Origin of the sequence: Metapseudomonas boanensis (assembly GCF_018704125.1) — a bacterium.
Lineage (GTDB): Bacteria > Pseudomonadota > Gammaproteobacteria > Pseudomonadales > Pseudomonadaceae > Metapseudomonas > Metapseudomonas boanensis.
The window spans coordinates 54,760-72,861 of sequence record NZ_JAGTIS010000016.1; the positions used below are offsets into that span (position 1 = coordinate 54,760).

General features: G+C 62.8%; 19 protein-coding genes. 13 read left to right on the plus strand and 6 right to left on the minus strand.

Annotation, left to right across the window (positions count from 1 at the left end; genetic code table 11):
- Nucleotides 1-10: 10 nt before the first annotated feature.
- Nucleotides 11-898 (minus strand): acyl-CoA dehydrogenase family protein, encoded by an 888-nt coding sequence (locus tag J7302_RS22130; protein WP_215379756.1) that lies wholly within the window; start codon nt 896-898, stop codon nt 11-13.
- 136 nt (nt 899-1,034) lie between these two features.
- Here J7302_RS22130 and olsB point away from each other — a divergent pair, with 136 nt between their 5' ends.
- Entirely contained in the window at nt 1,035-1,805 is a 771-nt protein-coding gene (olsB, locus tag J7302_RS22135; protein ID WP_215379760.1) for an L-ornithine N(alpha)-acyltransferase, read from the plus strand.
- 7 nt (nt 1,806-1,812) lie between these two features.
- Entirely contained in the window at nt 1,813-2,583 is a 771-nt protein-coding gene (locus tag J7302_RS22140) for a lysophospholipid acyltransferase family protein (RefSeq protein ID WP_215379763.1), read from the plus strand.
- Between the two features lie 7 nt (nt 2,584-2,590).
- Here J7302_RS22140 and J7302_RS22145 read toward each other — a convergent pair whose 3' ends face one another.
- Both J7302_RS22145 and J7302_RS22150 read right to left on the minus strand, forming a co-directional pair.
- Nucleotides 2,591-3,460 (minus strand): universal stress protein, encoded by an 870-nt coding sequence (locus tag J7302_RS22145; protein ID WP_215379765.1) that lies wholly within the window; start codon nt 3,458-3,460, stop codon nt 2,591-2,593.
- Between the two features lie 71 nt (nt 3,461-3,531).
- Nucleotides 3,532-4,113 carry an acyl carrier protein phosphodiesterase gene (locus tag J7302_RS22150; protein WP_215379767.1) on the minus strand — a complete coding sequence of 194 codons (582 nt, stop codon included), beginning with the start codon at nt 4,111-4,113 and terminating at the stop codon, nt 3,532-3,534.
- Between the two features lie 130 nt (nt 4,114-4,243).
- Between J7302_RS22150 and J7302_RS22155 the strand changes: the two genes are divergently transcribed.
- The 7 genes from J7302_RS22155 to J7302_RS22185 all read left to right on the plus strand — a co-directional run bounded on the left by J7302_RS22155 (nt 4,244) and on the right by J7302_RS22185 (nt 10,153).
- Nucleotides 4,244-4,552, plus strand: coding sequence for an ArsR/SmtB family transcription factor (locus tag J7302_RS22155; RefSeq protein WP_215379769.1), 309 nt, complete (start codon nt 4,244-4,246; stop codon nt 4,550-4,552).
- Nucleotides 4,553-4,596: 44 nt separating this feature from the next.
- Nucleotides 4,597-5,760, plus strand: a complete 1,164-nt coding sequence (locus J7302_RS22160) for an MFS transporter (RefSeq protein WP_215379771.1) — start codon at nt 4,597-4,599, stop codon at nt 5,758-5,760.
- 15 nt (nt 5,761-5,775) lie between these two features.
- Nucleotides 5,776-6,825, plus strand: a complete 1,050-nt coding sequence (locus J7302_RS22165; RefSeq protein ID WP_215379773.1) for an alkene reductase — start codon at nt 5,776-5,778, stop codon at nt 6,823-6,825.
- Nucleotides 6,826-7,111: 286 nt separating this feature from the next.
- Nucleotides 7,112-7,696 carry a YceI family protein gene (locus tag J7302_RS22170; protein ID WP_215379776.1) on the plus strand — a complete coding sequence of 195 codons (585 nt, stop codon included), beginning with the start codon at nt 7,112-7,114 and terminating at the stop codon, nt 7,694-7,696.
- The gene (locus J7302_RS22175; protein ID WP_215379859.1) at nt 7,693-8,850 is read left to right on the plus strand and encodes a phospholipase D-like domain-containing protein; all 1,158 of its coding nucleotides are present in this window, start codon (nt 7,693-7,695) and stop codon (nt 8,848-8,850) included. Before J7302_RS22170 ends, J7302_RS22175 begins: the two co-directional genes overlap by 4 nt.
- 302 nt (nt 8,851-9,152) lie before the next feature.
- A complete protein-coding gene (locus J7302_RS22180) occupies nt 9,153-9,734 on the plus strand; it encodes a DJ-1/PfpI family protein (RefSeq protein ID WP_215379779.1) in 582 nt (193 codons plus the stop codon).
- Between the two features lie 116 nt (nt 9,735-9,850).
- A complete protein-coding gene (locus J7302_RS22185) occupies nt 9,851-10,153 on the plus strand; it encodes a ribbon-helix-helix domain-containing protein (protein WP_215379782.1) in 303 nt (100 codons plus the stop codon).
- Between the two features lie 4 nt (nt 10,154-10,157).
- Here the strand turns inward: J7302_RS22185 and J7302_RS22190 are convergent, their stop codons facing one another.
- Nucleotides 10,158-10,556: a nuclear transport factor 2 family protein gene (locus J7302_RS22190; RefSeq protein ID WP_215379784.1), complete on the minus strand. Its 399-nt coding sequence runs from the start codon at nt 10,554-10,556 to the stop codon at nt 10,158-10,160.
- Nucleotides 10,557-10,669: 113 nt separating this feature from the next.
- Between J7302_RS22190 and J7302_RS22195 the strand changes: the two genes are divergently transcribed.
- Entirely contained in the window at nt 10,670-11,260 is a 591-nt protein-coding gene (locus J7302_RS22195) for a GNAT family N-acetyltransferase (protein ID WP_215379787.1), read from the plus strand.
- On the plus strand, nt 11,257-12,135 hold the full coding sequence (locus tag J7302_RS22200; RefSeq protein ID WP_215379789.1) for a carbon-nitrogen hydrolase family protein: 879 nt from the start codon (nt 11,257-11,259) through the stop codon (nt 12,133-12,135). Before J7302_RS22195 ends, J7302_RS22200 begins: the two co-directional genes overlap by 4 nt.
- A 107-nt stretch (nt 12,136-12,242) precedes the next feature.
- Here the strand turns inward: J7302_RS22200 and J7302_RS22205 are convergent, their stop codons facing one another.
- Nucleotides 12,243-14,141 carry an acyltransferase family protein gene (locus tag J7302_RS22205; protein ID WP_215379791.1) on the minus strand — a complete coding sequence of 633 codons (1,899 nt, stop codon included), beginning with the start codon at nt 14,139-14,141 and terminating at the stop codon, nt 12,243-12,245.
- Between the two features lie 131 nt (nt 14,142-14,272).
- A complete protein-coding gene (locus tag J7302_RS22210) occupies nt 14,273-15,796 on the minus strand; it encodes a fumarate hydratase (RefSeq protein WP_215379794.1) in 1,524 nt (507 codons plus the stop codon).
- A gap of 219 nt (nt 15,797-16,015) precedes the next feature.
- Between J7302_RS22210 and J7302_RS22215 the strand changes: the two genes are divergently transcribed.
- Together J7302_RS22215 and J7302_RS22220 are read left to right on the plus strand one after the other, a co-directional pair.
- Nucleotides 16,016-17,143, plus strand: coding sequence for a GGDEF domain-containing protein (locus J7302_RS22215; protein WP_215379797.1), 1,128 nt, complete (start codon nt 16,016-16,018; stop codon nt 17,141-17,143).
- On the plus strand, nt 17,136-18,077 hold the full coding sequence (locus J7302_RS22220) for an iron-sulfur-binding ferredoxin reductase (protein ID WP_215379801.1): 942 nt from the start codon (nt 17,136-17,138) through the stop codon (nt 18,075-18,077). The genes J7302_RS22215 and J7302_RS22220 overlap by 8 nt, the downstream gene beginning before the upstream one ends.
- Nucleotides 18,078-18,102 lie beyond the last annotated feature (25 nt).

Genomic DNA, 18,102 nt, shown 5'->3' on the forward strand with positions numbered 1-18,102 from the left:
ACTCAAGCTCTCATCCGAGCCCTAACGACGACAGCGCCTTCTCCAGCCGCTTCGCCCTCGGGCCGCTGGCGATGTCCAGCACACCCTGGTCGCGCTTCCAGAGCTTCGCCCATGCTTCAGGTCCGCTGGCAAACGCCGCGTCCAGTTCGCCCTTGATTGCCTGGAACTGGGCGAACAGCGACGCAAGCAACACATGCATGGCGGGCATGTTGGCGCACTGCCGAGCGACTTCAGCGGCTCCGGCCAGCAGGCCGAGAAGGCGCAGCTGCAGCGCCTGCGACCAGGCGCATTCGCGGCCGACGCCATGTAGCCACGCACAGAGCGCGGCCAGTACGTGGAGGTCCTCAAGGCTGCGGAAGGGCTTCACGTAGGCATCCCAGCCGTCGCCCGCCAGGCGCTCGCAATGGGCGCCTTCCAGAAGCAGGCGTGCATGGGGCACCTCCGGCATCAGCGGCAATGGCTTCAGCGGCTCGATGCGTACGCCAGGGGCACCGTTGCGTACCACCACCAGGGCCAGGCGAGGTGACTCGCCAACGGCTTCCTCGCGCGCCGCCACCAGCAGCCAGTCAGCAGCATTGGCGGCGGTCACGAAGTCCTTGCGTCCACTCAAGCTGAGGCCGTCGAGCCGCGTCTGCATGTCCGTCGGGCGCACACTGCGGTTCTCGGTCACGCACAACGCGCCCAGGCTCTGCGGTGCGGAGGGCCAGAGCAGCCGTAGCGCACCCTGGTAACCGGCGAGAAAAGCCATGCCAGGTGTTGCCGCCAGGCGACCGCCCAGCACGGCCAGCTCAAATGGCGTCACCTCGCCCAGGCGTTCCAGCAACTCGCCGTAGGCATCATCCAGGACCGGGTTCAGGGGCTGGCGATCGGTGATCTCGAACAGGCGTTGCCAGGGCATGGGGGGCTCCTAAGGGGTTGTCATACAAGCATCATGCGAACGTCATGGGGGTGACACCGGGTCTACCTAGCCTGAGCTTGCACAACAAGATCGTCCGGCTGCAACCGGGATCGAGTCGGCCAACGGAGGCTTATTCATGACCCAGATCGCCATGACCCGCGACAGCGTCGCACCCAACGGGAAAAGCCCACGTCGCCTGCAGGCCGAGCGCCTGAAGGATATCGCTGCCATGCGGGAGGCTCAGTCGCTGCGCTACCGCGTGTTCAGCGCGGAGTTCGATGCCAAGTTGAACGGTGCCGAGTTCGGCCTCGACATGGATGACTACGATCCACACTGCCTGCACATCGGCGTACGCGACCTGGACAGCGGCGAGCTGGTGGCCACGACCCGCCTGCTCGACCATCGGGCCGCCCACGACCTGGGCCGCTTCTACAGTGAAGAGGAGTTCCGCCTCGATGGCCTGGGCGAGTTGCAAGGGCCGGTGCTGGAGATCGGTCGCACCTGCGTCGATCCGGCTTATCGCAATGGCGCCACCATTGCGGTGCTCTGGGGCGAATTGGCTGAAATCCTCAATGAAGGCGGCTATCGCTACCTGATGGGGTGCGCGAGCATCCCGATGCAGGATGGCGGCGTCCAGGTCCAGGCGATCATGCAGCGTCTGCGCGAACGCTATCTCCGCACCGAACACTTGCGTGCCGAGCCCAAGAATCCGCTGCCGGAGCTGGAGCTGCCGGGCAACGTGATTGCTGAAATGCCGCCGTTGCTCAAGGCTTACATGCGCCTGGGGGCGAAGATCTGTGGCGAGCCCTGCTGGGACCCTGATTTCCAAGTAGCGGATGTATTCATCCTGCTCAAGCGCGACGAGCTCTGCCCGCGCTACGCCCGCCACTTCAAGGCGGCGGTTTGAAGTGGGAATGCTCAAGAGCCTGCGCTTCCAGGGGCGAGTCGCCCGATTGCTGGCCGTGATCGGTGTTGGCCTGCTGCTGGCCGGTTGGATGACGATGCTCGAGCGCCTGCTGCGACGTGACCTGATGCCCACGCGGCAGCGCCTCACTCGTTGGTTCCTGGCGCGCTTGAGTGGGGCGCTGCCGTTTCGCATCCATGTCGTCGGAATTGTTCCGCAGGAGCCGATGCTCTGGGTCAGCAACCATGTGTCCTGGACAGATATCCCGCTGCTGGGGGCGCTGGCGCCGCTGTCGTTTCTGTCCAAGGCCGAGGTACGTGCCTGGCCGGTGGCAGGGTGGCTTGCGCGCAAGGCAGGCACGCTGTTCATTCGTCGCGGGTCGGGCGACAGCGGGCTGATTGGCCAGCAGTTGGGGCGTCACCTGGGCCTGGGACGCCACCTGCTGATCTTCCCTGAGGGCACGACCACGGACGGCAGCGGTTTGAAGGTTTTCCACAGTCGCCTGCTCACCAGTGCGGTGGAAATCGGCGTGGCCGTTCAGCCTGTAGCAATCCGCTACCTGCGCGACGACCAGCTCGACGAGGTGGCGCCCTTCATCGGAGACGACGATCTGCTCTCGCATCTGCTGCGGTTGTTGCGCAACGAGCGGGCCGAGGTCCACATCCAATTGCTGGAACCCATCGCCAGCGCGGGGCTCAGCCGCACCCAATTGAGCCTGCGCGCCAGGAAAGCTGTTCAACTGGCGCTGTTTGGTGAAGACGAGAAGGACATTGCAGCCTGAGCGCTACTCAGCGCTTGGCAGGCGGCACCGTGAGGATGTCGCATTCAAGTTCGCGCATCGCTGCGTCGGCGACGCTGCCGATCATGATGCGCTTGACGCCCGTAAGCCCGCGCGTGCCCATCACCAGCAGGTCGGTGGGCGTGTCGTTCACGAGGCGGCGCAGTACGGTCATGGGCAGGCCTTCCTCGACCAGGCGTAGCCCAACCAAAGACTCCAGTCCTTCCCGGTGCAGGAAGTCATCCAGCTCTCGGGTAATCCGGGTGCGTTCAGCGACTGCATAGTCGCCCGGAATCGCTGCAGGCGCGCCCGGCGCACCGGCAGCCAGTAGCATCGTGCTGCCAAGAGGGTCGAAGGCATGCACTGTCCGCACGCCTGAGTCTGGCAGCAGGCCCAGATTGTGGCTGCTGCGCACAGCATGGGCAGAGGTGGAGGAGCAGTCGACAGCGAGCAGTGGGGCCTTGTAGTCACCCTCGGGCACTTGGTTGACCAGCAGCACCGGAACCTGACTGGTGCGGATCACGCGCTCCAGCGTGGTGCCAACGAAAATATCGCGCAGCGGATTCTTGCGATGGCTGCCCATCACCAGCAGCTCGACCTCGGACCAGCGCGCGCAGTCCCCGATGTGTTGCGCCGGGTCGCCGACCTCCACCCAGATCTCGGGCTCGCGGCTGGCCAGTTCCGAGAAGTAATCCAGACGCTCGGCGAGATACCGGCGTACCTGCTCGACCTCCAGTTCGACGCGGAGTTGTGGCTGGTCGCCATCGACCACGTGAAGGATGAACCACGGGCAATCGAACCGCCGGACCAGGTTGGCGGCGCGCAGCAGCGCTCGTTCGGAACGATTGGAAAGATCGGTCGCCAGCATCAGGGATTTCATCGGGGCACCTCAGCAGCCACAGTGACTTTCGTCATTGCACTGCAACCGCTGGCCGGGGCCCTTGATGCAGATCAAGCGCGGGCCTTGGCGTCCTGCGCAAATGCCTGGAGTTCAGGGTAGAAGCACTGGAAATCTTCGCTCAGCGGCTGGTAGAGCCGCTCCAGCTCGTCCATGGCGCCGGCCAGCGCTTCGGGGCGGGACAGGCGTCGGCTCATGCCCTGGATGACCTGCTCCAGTACGGCGAAATCCCGGTAGCTGCCGAGCCAGTCCTGGGCCGCCATGCGCGGTGCGATCAGCGCCAGCCGACCAGGCAGGTTCGCTTCGGCACCGAGCACCTGGTAGACATTGTGGGTGAAGAGGGTGAGCGGTTCCGGTGCGTAGAGCGGCCAGTCGCGGGCCAGGCAGTGGTCGAAGAAAATATCCAGGAGGATGCCGGCCATCCGCCGACGCTCGGCGGGAAAGCGCAGTTTGGCCTGAGTGATGAGCGGGTGGCTGTCGGTGTAGGCGTCGATGCGCCGATGCAGGCGGATGCCCGCCTCGATTTCCGTGGGCCAGTTTCCGGCCAGCGGGCCTTTGACGAAGTCGCCATAGAGGCTGCCGAGCAATTGGGCCGGCTGCGAGCCGCCGAGGTGCAGGTGCGCGAGGTAGTTCATGGGAGCAGCTTAACCCAGCCCTTGAGGTTTCATCATGCCGGTCGATGATGACTATCGGCGCAAACGATCTGCGTATCGTCTTTCATCGATATAAAGTTCGCTCCATTGCGATATACGAACTGGCCCAGACATGAGCACGACCATCGACATCGACGAAATCATCAAGGCGCTCTCCCATCCGCTGCGCCGCGAGATGCTGCTCTGGTTGAAAGACCCGGAGAAGTACTTCGTCGAGCAGGATCACCCATTCGAGACCGGCGTCTGCGCCGGCAAGTTCGACCAGCGCTGCGGGCTTTCGCAGTCCACCGTCTCGGCGCACCTGGCCACGCTGCAGCGAGCGGGTCTGGTGACCAGCCGCAAGGTGGGCCAGTGGAACTTCTTCAAGCGCAACGAGGCAGTCATTGCTGAATTTCTTCGCCAGATGAGCGACGAGCTGTAACTGCAGCACCTGCCACAACCTCATTCTGATCAAGGAGCAGGCTCATGCCGACTTCGCTTCTCGTCCTCGCTTTGTCCGCGTTTGCCATCGGCACCACGGAATTCGTCATCATGGGCTTGTTGCCCGAGGTGGCCGCCGATCTGGGTGTGTCCATTCCTGGCGCCGGCTGGCTGGTTACCGGCTACGCCCTGGGCGTAGCCATCGGTGCGCCCTTCATGGCCATGGCTACTGCAAGGCTGCCTCGCAAGGCGGCGCTGCTGGCGCTGATGGGTGTCTTCATCATAGGTAACCTGCTCTGCGCCATTGCCGCTGACTACGACCTGTTGATGCTGGCGCGGGTCATCACCGCACTCTGCCATGGTGCCTTCTTCGGCATCGGTTCGGTCGTGGCTGCGAGCCTGGTACCGGCCAATCGCAAGGCCTCTGCCGTGGCCCTTATGTTCACTGGTCTGACCCTGGCCAATGTCCTCGGCGTGCCGCTCGGCACAGCCCTGGGTCAGGCTGCCGGCTGGCGCTCGACCTTCTGGGCCGTGACCCTGATCGGTGTGACCGCCCTGATTGGCCTCTGGCGCGTGCTGCCTCGGCAGGCCGATGAGGAGCCGGCGGATATCCGCAGTGAGTTTTCCGCCCTGCGCGGGACAGGCTTGTGGCTGGCGCTGTCGACCACCGTGCTGTTTTCCGCTGCCGTGTTCTGCATCTTCACCTACGTGGCGCCGTTGCTGGGCAAGGTCACCGGCGTTTCGCCCCAGGGCGTCACCTGGTCCCTGCTGCTGATCGGCCTGGGCCTGACCCTCGGCAATGTGATCGGCGGCCGCTTGGCCGACTGGAAGCTGGCGCCGACCCTGATGGGCGTGTTCGTTGCCCTGGCCGTGGCATCCACCGTGTTGAGCTGGACCAGCGCCGCGCTGATCCCCACGGAAATCACCCTGTTCCTCTGGGCCACCGCCGCCTTTGCCGCCGTGCCGGCCCTGCAAGTCAACGTGGTCGCCTTCGGTAGCGCCGCGCCGAATCTGGTCTCCACCCTGAACATCGGCGCTTTCAACGTCGGTAACGCCCTCGGCGCCTGGGTCGGTGGCCTGGTTATCGACCAGGGCCTCGGCCTCACCACTGTTCCCCTGGCTGCTGCCGTGCTGGCGATCTTCGCCCTGATGGCCACCGTTCTCACCTTCAGCAACCGTAATCCCGAGCTGCAAGCGGCTCTCGACTGACCCGAGGTAAACGACATGCCCACGCTCTTCGACCCGATCAAGATCGGCGACCTGGAACTCGCCAATCGCATCATCATGGCGCCGCTGACCCGCTGCCGCGCCGACGAAGGCCGCGTGCCCAACGCGCTGATGGCCGAGTACTACACCCAGCGCGCTTCGGCCGGCCTGATCATCAGTGAGGCCACTTCGGTGACCCCGCTCGGCGTCGGCTACCCGGACACCCCCGGCATCTGGTCCGCCGAACAGGTGAAAGGCTGGAGCAACATTACCAAGGCCGTGCATGCCAACGGCGGCAAGATCGTGTTGCAACTCTGGCACGTTGGCCGTATCTCCGACCCGAGCTATCTGGGCGGAGAAGCCCCGGTTGCACCCAGTGCCATCGCTGCCAAGGGCCATGTGAGCCTGCTGCGCCCGATGCGCGACTACCCCGTGCCCCGCGCCCTGGATACCGAGGAGATCGACGATGTCGTCGAGGCCTACCGCATCGGCGCCGAGAATGCCCTGGCGGCCGGTTTCGATGGTGTCGAGATCCACGCCGCCAATGGCTACCTGCTCGACCAGTTCCTGCAGGACAGCACTAACAAGCGTACCGATCAGTACGGCGGCTCCATCGAGAACCGTGCGCGCCTGCTGCTTGAAGTGACCGATGCGGCGATCCAGGTCTGGGGCGCCGGGCGCGTTGGCGTGCATCTGGCCCCGCGTGCGGACTCCCACGACATGGGCGATTCCGACCGTGCCGCCACCTTCGGTTATGTCGCCCGCGAGCTGGGCAAACGGGGCATCGCCTTCATCTGCGCCCGCGAGAAGGAAGGCGAGGACAGCCTGTCGCCGCAGCTCAAGGAAGCTTTCGGCGGCGTGTTCATCGCCAATGAGCGCTTCACCAAGGGCAGCGCTGAAGCCTGGCTGGAAAGCGGCAAGGCCGATGCGGTAGCCTTCGGCATACCCTTCATCGCCAACCCGGATCTGCCTGAGCGCCTTCGCCTGGATGCGCCGTTGAACGAGCCAAAGCCGGAAACCTTCTATGCCTCGGGCCCAGTGGGTTACATCGACTATCCGCGTCTGTAATGACTCATGGCGGGAGGGTTGCGTCCTGTCGGGCGCAACCCACGGACGAGTCATGCCTGAAAGCTGCGGCCGGGACTTAAGTCCGGGCCGCAGCGCTCCTTGTGTCAGTTACTCGATCACGGCTCCCCGCAAGCATCGGGCGCCATCCTCTGGTAGTTTGGCTGCCATTGATTGTCAGCCCGGCCGGATTCTTGCCGGGTCTGGCGGAACCTGGCTCCGGCATGTGTGACCAAAGGTGCCGGGCCGGAGTCTCTCCGCCGTCAGCGACATGCCAAAGGAAGCCTGCATGCACAGATCGATACGCACCACATTCTTCGCGCTCCTGGGCGCCTTGGCCCTGCCGGCCCATGCGAGCTGGTACCTGGACAACGAGTCATCACGGATATCCTTCATTTCCACCAAGGCTGGCAACCTCTCCGAGGTTCATCGTTTTCTCACCCTGCACGGCAAGATCGCCGACAACGGCAAGGCCAACCTGCGTGTCGAACTGGAATCGGTCAGCACGGGCGTGCCCTTGCGTGATCAGCGTCTGCGAGAGCAATTCTTCGATATCGCCAAGTTTCCCAACGCCGAGATCAGCGCCCAGCTCGATCTTCGTCCGATCACCGACCTTGCCCCTGGGGCCCAGTTGGAGCTGAGCTTGCCGTTGACGGTGAAGCTCAAGGACAAATCGCAGGCATTCAACGCCGAGCTGCTGGCCACGCGCCTTGATGATCGGCGCTTCCAGGTCGTGACCCTGGCTCCGCTGGTGCTGCAAGTCGAGCGGTTCGGCCTGGCCGATGCCCTGGAGGGGCTGCGCAAGATTGCCGGCGTGCCGAGTATCAGCCTGTCGGTTCCTGTGGGTGCGGTGCTGATCTTCACGGCGCGCTGATGGGGCAGATATTTCCCTGGAAGTCCGGCAACCGCTTCGAACTGCTGATCGACGGCCAGCAGTTCTTTCCGGTCATGCTCACCGCCATCGCCCGGGCCGAGCATCAGGTAGCCCTGGAGCTGTACCTGGTGGAGGATGGCCATTGTAGCAAGGCGCTGGTGGATGCCCTGTGCACGGCGGCCGTTCGCGGGGTGCGGGTGCGCTGTCTGTTCGATGGCTTCGGCAGCCTGCGCCTGGGGCCCGCCTTGCGTAATCGCCTGCTGGCGGCCGGGGTCTTGTTGCAGGTTTACAACCCGTTGCGCTGGCGCCGCGGCGTGCGCAACTTCCACCGTGATCACCGCAAAATACTGGTGGTGGATGACCGCGTCGCCTATGTCGGCGGCACCGGCTCGACCGATGAGTTCTGGAACCCGGTCAAGCAGACCAGCCTTTGGCACGAGGTGATGGTGGCGGTGGAAGGACCGTTGGTGGCGCACTGGCAACTGATCTTCGACTATCAATGGCTGGCCAGCCTGGGCCGGCATCCCTGGAAGCCGGAAGAGGCACCAGGGCTGGCGCATCTGCCGCCATATCCACCGATGGGCGAGGGGTTGGGCCGCGTGGCTTATGCGAACGCCCGCCAACACCGGGACATCGTTCAATCGCTAGTCCGTAGCATACGCACCGCGCGGCAACGCGTTTGGCTGGCTACGCCTTATTTCCTGCCCAGCTGGAAGGTGCGTCGCGCCCTGATCAAGGCGGCTCGGCGTGGTATCGAGGTCCGGTTGCTGCTGACCGGTCGGCGTACCGATCATCCGCCGGTGCGCTTTGCCGGGCAGCGTTATTACCCCCGTCTGCTGCGTTCCGGTGTGCGGATATTCGAGTACCAACCGCGCTTCCTGCACCTGAAGATGGTGCTGGTCGATGAGTGGGTGAGCGTCGGCTCGTGCAACTTCGATCACTGGAACCTGCGCTTCAACCTGGAGGCCAATCTCGAGGCGCTGGATCCTACCCTGACGGCCGCCGCTGATGCCTGCATGCGCCAGGATTTCATCGACAGTCGCGAGATCAGCATTGATGACTGGCAGGCCCGGCCCTGGCACAAGCGGCTGCGTCAAAGGCTTTGGGGCTGGCTGGACCGACTGGTGGTCAACCTGCTGGACCGGCGCCGCTGACCCGCACTTTCGACGGGCGGGCCGCCGAACGAGGGTGACGGGCCGCTGCAGTTGGTGGGCGAGGAGCTGGGGCGCAGTGAGGTCATGGCAACTCGCGAGGTGCAGCCCAGAGAGCGTTTCGCTGCCAGCGGCTAGCCCGTGCGTCCGCAGTGCCGCTTCAGGCGCCGTGTCAGCCGCGCGTTGGACAAGATCGGCATCTGGGATGTCCTTGTAGTAAGGGCCTATTACCCACTGCCGATCCGGCCTGCGGATAATTGGCTAACCTTTGAAGCCCCGGGGCTTCCACTTCTGGAGGATGCGAGATGGCCGCGAAAAAGATTCTGATGCTGGTCGGCGACTATGCCGAAGACTACGAGACCATGGTGCCGTTCCAGGCCCTGCTGATGGTCGGCCACACTGTGCATGCGGTGTGCCCGGACAAGGTGGCCGGGCAGAGCGTGCGCACCGCGATCCACGATTTCGAGGGTGACCAGACCTACAGCGAGAAGCCAGGCCACAACTTTGCCCTGAATTTCGACTTCGCCAAGGCCAAGGCCGACGATTACGACGCGCTGCTGATACCCGGTGGCCGCGCCCCTGAATACCTGCGCCTGAACCCGAAGGTGCTGGAGCTTGTGAAGGCCTTCGACAAGGCCGGCAAACCCATCGCGGCCGTCTGCCACGGTGCCCAGTTGCTGGCGGCGGCGGGCGTGCTGGAGGGGCGCGAATGCAGCGCCTATCCGGCCTGCGCGCCGGAGGTTCGCCTGGCTGGCGGCAGCTATGTGGATATTCCGGTCGATGGCGCGCATGTGCAGGGCAATCTGGTTACTGCCCCCGCTTGGCCGGCGCATCCCGCCTGGTTGGCAGGGTTCCTCAAACTGCTCGGCACGCGGATCGAGCTGTAAACCCAGTGGGTGGACGCGGGCTCAGTCGAGCCTGCGATGCCACGTGTGCAGGTTTGGCTACGCCCGGGCGAGGCCCACCAGTCCCAGGCACCCGTTTCGAACCCAGGAGGCGCGCCATGTGCGAGCTCTACGTCAAGGCCGATCCGATCCTCTACGAGTCTCGCTCGCGCTCACTGCGCATTCGCGGGGTGGTGACCACGCTGAGGCTGGAGAACCAGTTCTGGGACATCCTGCGCGAGATCGCCGAGGTCGATGGGATGACCACCAATCAGCTGATCACCAAGCTCTACGACGAAGTGATGGACTACCGTGGCGAAGTGGTGAACTTCGCCTCGTTCCTGCGCGTCAGCTGCACCCGCTACCTGGCTCAGCGCCGCGCCACGCTGCATGAAGTGCCGAAGGCGCGGATGCAGGGCTAGCAGCTCAACAGACCTGCTCGATCCACTCGTTCAGGTTGTAGTAATTGGTCACGCGGGCGATTCTGCCGCAATGGATGTGGAAGAACGCGCCTGCCGGCAGCACGTAGGTCTGCCCCTTGGCCGGCGGCAGACCCTCGTCATCGGCCAGGTACTGGCCATGCACCACGAACTCGGCGGCGGCGCGGCTGCCGTCGGCATTCTGCATGACCACGATGTCGGACAGGCGCTCCTTGTAGCAGCGGTTCATCTTGTCCATGAAGGCGGAAAACGCTGCCTTGCCCATCTGCCGCTCGCCCTGGTTGATGTCATGCACCACGTCTTCGCTGAGCAAAGCGAGGAAGGCCGGCATGTCGCCAGCGTTGAAAGCGTTGTAATAGGCTTGTACCAATTCGGTTGCGGTCATGGTTCGTTTCCTGTCGCAAAGGGGGCAGTCGTCACCTGGCGGGCATGATAGGGTCTTGCCGCATTCCCGGCTTAGCCAGGGGCGTCATCCACATCAGCAAAACGACCGCGTCCATGCATATCCGTCTTCTACATGGCCCGGCCATCGCGCCGCACACCGACAACCTCGCTCGCTTGCGCCTGACTGTATTCCGCGAGTTTCCCTACCTCTACGACGGCACGCTCGAATACGAAGCCGAGTATCTGGCGACCTATGCCGAGTCGCCGGAGAGCCTGTTCGTCCTGGCGCTGGACGGTGAGCGAGTAGTGGGGGCATCCACCGGCTTGCCGCTGGCCGACGAAACGGATGAGTTCCTGCGGCCGTTCCGCGAGCAAGGCTGGGACCCTTCGAGGATCTTCTACTTCGGCGAGTCGGTGCTGCTGCCCGAATACCGTGGAACCGGGCTGGGCGTGCGCTTCTTCGCCGAGCGCGAAGCCTATGCGAGGCGGCTAGGGCGTTTCGAACACTGCGCCTTCTGCGCGGTCGAGCGTCCGCTCGATCATCCGCGCCGTCCGCTGGATTACCAGCCGCTCAATGAGTTTTGGCAGCGACGAGGCTATCGCCATTACCCGCAGCTCAGGACCGAATACCACTGGCGCGACTTGGACGAAGCCCAGGAGTCCGCCAAACCCATGTCCTTCTGGCTCAAGGAACTTGCCCCATGATCAGGATCGCCGCTTGCCAGTACGCCATCGAGTTGCACGAGACGTGGGAATCTTACGCGGCGCATCTACACGGACTATGTAGAGAAGCCGCTGAGGCGGGCGCGCAATTGCTGGTGCTGCCGGAGTACGCGGGCCTGGTGCTGACCGGGCAGCTGCCTCGCGAAGAGCGCAGCGATCTGCTGGCGTCCATTGCCGGTATCCAGCCACTGCTGGGCCGCTGGCTGGCATTGTGTGCCGACATTGCCCGGCAGTTTGACCTGTATCTGCTTCCTGGCAGCCTGCCCGTGCGTGACGCTGATGGCCTTTACCGCAACCGCGCTTGGCTGTTCGGCCCGGATGGCCTCTTGGGCAGCCAGGACAAGCTGATCATGACGCGCTTCGAGCGCGAGCAGTGGGACATCGCTGCTGGAGAAGGCCTGCGGGTCTTCGATACGCCCCTCGGGCGGTTGGGCATCCTGATCTGCTACGACAACGAATTCCCGCTGCTGGCGCGGACCCTGGCCGAGGCCGGGGCCGACCTGATCCTTGCGCCCAGTTGCACTGATACTGAGGCTGGCTACCACCGCGTCCGCATCGGCGCCCAGGCCCGTGCACTGGAGAACCAGATCGCGGTGCTGCAGGCGCCCACCGTCGGTCTAGCACCCTGGTCGCCGGCGCTGGACGAGAACATCGGCCGCGCCGGCCTCTACGTGCCGCCGGACTACGGCATGCCCAGTAACGGCGTGATTGCTGAAAGCCCCGAGCTTTGTCCCGAAACCAGTCGATGGCTGCTCTGTGACCTGGACCTGGCCGAAGTTCGCAGGGTACGTGTTGAGGGCCAGGTGTTCACCTGTCGCGACTGGCCGGAGCAGTTCAGGCAGGCAAGGCTTCGGTAGGGGGACGTCGTTTTCCCCTTCAAGTCATGCCGTTTCGTCAAATAAAAACGCCCGGCCAATGCCGGGCGTTTTCGTCTGGTTGCCGAGATGGCCACCTGGAACTTCGATCAGAAGTCCTTGAAGGAGGGTGCAGCCATTTCGCCGTAGCGAGTCGAACCAATCTCGTTCAGGTGATGATTGTCAAAGTAGATGAGTACGCCCTCATCGAAAGGCGCGGCGGAGAACAGTTCACTTTCGGAGAGGTCCAGGAAGCGGGCTGACTTGTGTTGCGCGACGATCTGGGCGATTCGGCTGTTTGCCGTTTGCCATTCTTCGTTGCGCGTTCTTACTACTGGCAGACCGAGGCGTTCGAATCTGTTCATGCGCTGCATATTGGTGTTGAACATGGGCAGTTGGGCCATGACCAGTACTTGCTGACTCCGCGCGTCAGTACTCGCCAGGAACTGATCAAAGGCTTGCAGGAACTTGTCGCTTTGCGCCTGGTATTGCCACATGGCGGCAATGACGATTTTGTCAGCCTTCTGGAGGAACGGGGCGGCTGCATCGATCTGCGATCTGCAAGGGGCTTGAGCCCATTCCGGAAGGCGTTCGATATCGAAACCGGGGATGGTAACGCAGCTGCTGCCAGTGATGACTCGGGCCGCCAAAAGGTTCGCTCTGCCGACGACGTCGAAGAAAACGTTCAATTGTGCTGCGTGGCTATCGCCGAGGACGAGGAGCGTATTCTGGCTATCGTGGTCCCCCCTGATGCAGTCGCCAATAATTGTTCCGTGGCAGATCGTTCCACTTGGCGCGTAGCGAGTCTGTTCCAGGGGAAGGGGATCGATCACCGAGCGATTCAGCGTTTCAGACAGGGTCAGCATCGGGACGGTGATCAGGCCGACTACAGCAATACGTTTGATGGTCGACCGACCTGTTCCTTGGGATCGGAAAGGGCACTCGATAAAGCGGTAAGACAAATAGGAAAGACCAAGGGTCAGCAGTGCGAATGACAACAGGTAGGCAAGTTGGAGTTCATATTGACCGGTGTAGTAACGCATTGCCGACAGAATCGGCCAGTGCCAGAGGTAAAGTGAGTAGGACAGGGCGCCAATCCAGACCATTGTGCCTGTGGATAAGACCGAACTGATGGCGCTGCGCCTTGCTGCAATCATGAGCATCACGCCCAAGCAGGGCACCAAGGCGGTTACACCAGGAAACGCCAGGGACTCGTTGATCCAGCAGAAGCTTCCCATCACCAGGCCCAGTCCGATGCAGGCCAGGATATTGGCGAGCCGGGGAGACCAGTTATCGCCCGGCTTGAAGATGGCGAGGCATGAGCCGAGCAGGAATTCCGGGATACGTGCCACTAGGGAAAAGTACATTTCCTGCCGGTTGCCGGGATCATTCAGGCGATAGGTCACATAGGCTGTCAGGGCCATCGCCAGGCTGGGTAACAACAGTCGATGGAAGCGCGCAGGTACCACGACCAACAGGAGGGGCAGGATCAGATAGAACTGCATTTCCACTGCCAGCGACCAGGTGTGGATCAGCGGAAGCTCATGCGCGGTGGGTGCAAAGTAGTTTCCAAAACCGGCGAAATATTGGTTGCTGTTGAAATAGGCGGCTGCTTTCAAGCTCTTTTCAAAGAACCTGAAGTCATCCGGAGTAAGCAGAACGGCCATCACGCCTGAAACGATTGCAAGCAAAGCGACGTAAGCCGGCACGATCCGCTTGAGTCTGCTCAGGTAGAACTCACTGAACTTGAATCGCCCCGATTGTTGCTGGCGCGAGATGATGGATGTAATCAGAAAGCCTGATATCACCAGGAACACGTCGACACCAACGAATCCACCGGGCAGCCAGTTTTTGTTGGTGTGGAAGAGGATTACGGCCATTACGGCGATGGCTCGCAGCCCTTGGATATCGTCCCGCTGTAATAGCGCCGGTGCGTTCGCACTTTCCAGAGAACGAGAGAGCTGATGCACTGTCGAGGGCTGGTCGATGTACTTGTTTGCGCTTGGCATAGGCTAACTACGTCGGGTTAAGCAATTGATTTGCGACTTAACCATCGAGTCTGATGGATTGTCGATGTCTTCCGTCGCCAACAAAAAAACGCCCAGCCAAAAGGCCGGGCGTTTTCTTCAGCGGTTGAAGCTTACTTCACTTCCACCGCAAGGTTTTCCGCAATCTTCTTCTGCCAGATGGCCGGGCCGGTGATGTGCACCGACTCGCCGTTGGTATCGACCGCGACGGTGACTGGCATGTCCTTCACGTCGAACTCGTAGATGGCTTCCATACCGAGTTCTTCGAAGGCCAGCACCTTGGACTTCTTGATCGCCTGGGCCACCAGGTAGGCAGCGCCGCCGACGGCCATCAGGTAGACGGCCTTGTTGTCCTTGATCGCTTCGATGGCGATGGGGCCACGCTCGGACTTGCCGATCATACCCAGCAGGCCAGTCTGCTCCAGGATCTGACGGGTGAACTTGTCCATGCGGGTAGCAGTGGTGGGGCCGGCTGGGCCAACCACTTCGTCGCCGACCGGATCGACCGGGCCAACGTAGTAAATGAAGCGGCCCTTCAGGTCCACCGGCAGTTGCTCGCCCTTGTTCAGCATGTCGACCATGCGCTTGTGCGCAGCGTCGCGGCCGGTGAGCATCTTGCCGTTGAGCAGCAGGGTTTCGCCCGGCTTCCAGCTCTGCACTTCTTCCGGAGTGATGCTGTCCAGGTCAACGCGGCGAGCGGACGGGCCCGCTTCCCAGACGATTTCCGGGTAGGCGTCCAGTGACGGGGCTTCCAGGCTGGCCGGGCCGGAGCCGTCGAGCACGAAGTGCGCGTGACGGGTGGCGGCGCAGTTGGGGATCATGCACACCGGCAAGGATGCGGCGTGAGTCGGGTAGTCCATGATCTTGACGTCGAGCACGGTGGTCAGGCCGCCCAAGCCCTGGGCGCCGATGCCCAACTGGTTGACCTTCTCGAACAGCTCGAGGCGCATCTCCTCGATTTTGTTCTGCGGGCCGCGTGCCTTCAGCTCGTGAATGTCGATCGGGTCCATCAGGACTTCCTTCGCCATCACCGCGGCTTTTTCGGCAGTACCACCGATGCCGATGCCGAGCATGCCCGGCGGGCACCAGCCAGCGCCCATGGTCGGGACGGTCTTCAGTACCCAGTCGACGATGGAATCGGAAGGGTTGAGCATGGCCATCTTCGACTTGTTCTCGGAGCCGCCGCCCTTGGCGGCCACGTCCACTTCCACTTTGTCACCGGGGACGATGGAGTAGTGGATGACCGCTGGGGTGTTGTCCTTGGTGTTCTTGCGGGCCCCTGCCGGGTCGGCCAGGATGGAGGCGCGCAGGACGTTTTCCGGCAGGTTGTAGGCGCGGCGTACGCCTTCGTTGATCATGTCGTCGACGCTCATGGTGGCGCCGTCCCAGCGCACGTCCATGCCGACGCGGACGAACACGGTGACAATACCGGTGTCCTGGCAGATCGGGCGATGGCCAGTGGCGCACATGCGGGAGTTGATCAGGATCTGCGCCATGGAATCGCGCGCGGCGGGCGACTCTTCACGCAGGTAGGCCTCGTGCATGGCCTGGATGAAATCGACGGGATGGTAGTAGGAAATGAACTGCAGGGCGTCGGCGACACTCTGGATCAGATCGTCTTGCTTGATCACGGTCATGGGGTGCGCTCCTCTTCGAACGGGAACATCTGGGAAGCGCCGGACCACGACCCGGCGCGCTTTCAAGGCTCAAAAGGCGCGGCAGTATAGCGCGTGCTCCGTCTCGGGCACAGTCGCGGGTTGTTGACCTTGGTGGGTTGTCGGACACTTCCTACGGACTATGTTTTTTGTGATCACAAGGTTACATTGATAGCATGGTGCCATTACTGGAAGGAGCCCATGAGCCCATCCAACCAGCGGGTAAGCTATCGAGCGCTGCAAAGCCTGCTGCTGAAACGCTTCGGTATGGCCGCCGCCACCTATTTCATGAGCCTGTCGTTGTGCTGGATCGCTATTTTCGGCGGACTCTTTCGGGGCCCGCTGTCCACGGCCCTGGCCAGCACCGGGCTGGTGATCCTTTCGCAACTGGTGTTTCTCGCGTTGTTCACCAGCGGTCGCAATCTACGATTCAGCGACCCCAGCCTGACCGAGGCACAGGTGCTGGTCGCGATCTGTTGGCATACCTGGTTGCTCTCGCTCGTCGACACTGCCCGGGGCACTTTGCTGGTGATGTACGTGCTGATCATGCTATTCGGCGTGTTCCAGTTGAAGCCCAGGCTATTCGCGCGCTGTGCGGCCTTCGCTTTTTTCGCCTTCGCCGGACTCAACTTGCTGGAGGCCTATCAGATGCGCTTGGTGGCGCCGAACCTGGCGCTGCTGCAGGTGTGCGCATTACTCGTGGTGATGGTCTGGCTAAGCCTGTTTGCCAGCTATGTCCAGGCCCTGAGGCAGCGGATGCGCCGGCGCCGATTCGCGTTGCAGGCGCACCAGGACACCCTGCGCGGCATGATGCGCCAGCTGGAAGACCTGGTTGCCACTGATGAGCTGACGGGTTTGTTCAATCGACGCCATTTCCTGAGACTGGCCTCACGCGAACTCGAAAACCTCTCGCCGAGCCATCAGCACGGCATAGCGCTGATCGACCTCGATCACTTCAAACGGATCAATGACGGCCATGGGCACGCTGTCGGCGATCGCGTGCTGCAGACGTTCGCTACGGTGGCGCGAGGCTGCCTGCGGGAAGGTGACGTCCTGGCCCGCTATGGCGGCGAGGAGTTCGTCCTGCTATTGCCCAACTGCGATGCCGATCGCATCACCGCCTGCTGTGAGCGCTTGCGCAGGGCGTTCGCCAACGCCGAGCTGGCTTGCGTCGATGTGCAGAGCTTGAGCCTGTCAGTCGGGATGACCCTGGTGGGGTTGGGCGATGATCTCGATGATGCGCTGCAACGGGCGGATCAGGCACTCTATCGAGCGAAGCGCAACGGACGTAACCGTTGCGATGCTGCTTGGGAGAGGCTGGGTGCCTGAACTCGAAGTTGCCGGAAAGCGCTGGACTGTAGAGCCTGCCACCAATCTGCTGGATGCTCTGAACGCGGCGGGCTGTAACGTGCCCTATAGCTGCCGGGCGGGCAGTTGCCATGCCTGCATGGTGCGTTGCGTTTCTGGCGAGCCAGCGGACGCGCGGCCCGATGCTCTGGATGCTGGGCGACGCACGGAGGGTTGGCGGTTGGCCTGTCAGTGCCTGGTGGTGCAGGACTTGGTGGTCGAGGTATTCGATCCGCTGCGCGATGGTCTCGCGGCCGAGGTCCTGTCTGTGGATTGGCTCATTCCAGACGTGTTGCGCCTGCGCCTATCTCCACTGCGACCTTTTCGTTATAGCGCCGGCCAGCATGTGCTGTTGTGGAACGACGAGGGTATTGCCAGGCCGTATTCCCTGGCGAGCCTGCCTGGCGAAGATGACTTCCTGGAATTCCACCTGGAGTGCCGCGACCCTGGCCTGTTCAGTGGTCGCGCGCGTCGCCTGCGGCCCGGAGACGTGCTGCGTCTGGGCGAGTTGCATGGCGGAGCGCTGCACTATGACCCTGCGTGGGATGACCGGCCTTTGCTGCTGCTGGCCTCCGGCACTGGCTTGGCGCCGCTCTGGGGTCTTTTGCGGGAAGCTCTGCGCCAGCATCATTCGGGGCCTATCCGTGTCATTCACCTGGCCCATGATGCCTCCGGGCATTACCTGGCTGAGCCGCTTGCAGTGCTTGCGGCGGCGCATGCCTCGGTGCAGGTCGAACTGATTACTCCGGCGGAGCTGCCAGGGATTTTGGCGCAATTCCGCCTTGTTTCCCGCAGGACCGTCGCCTTACTCTGCGGCCAGCCCGCCAGCGTCGATGAATTTGCGCGCCGGCTTTACCTGGCCGGTCTGCCACGAAACCAATTGCTGGCTGATGTATTCCTGACTCGCGTCCCTTGAGCGCGAGGACCTATAAGAACCGAGG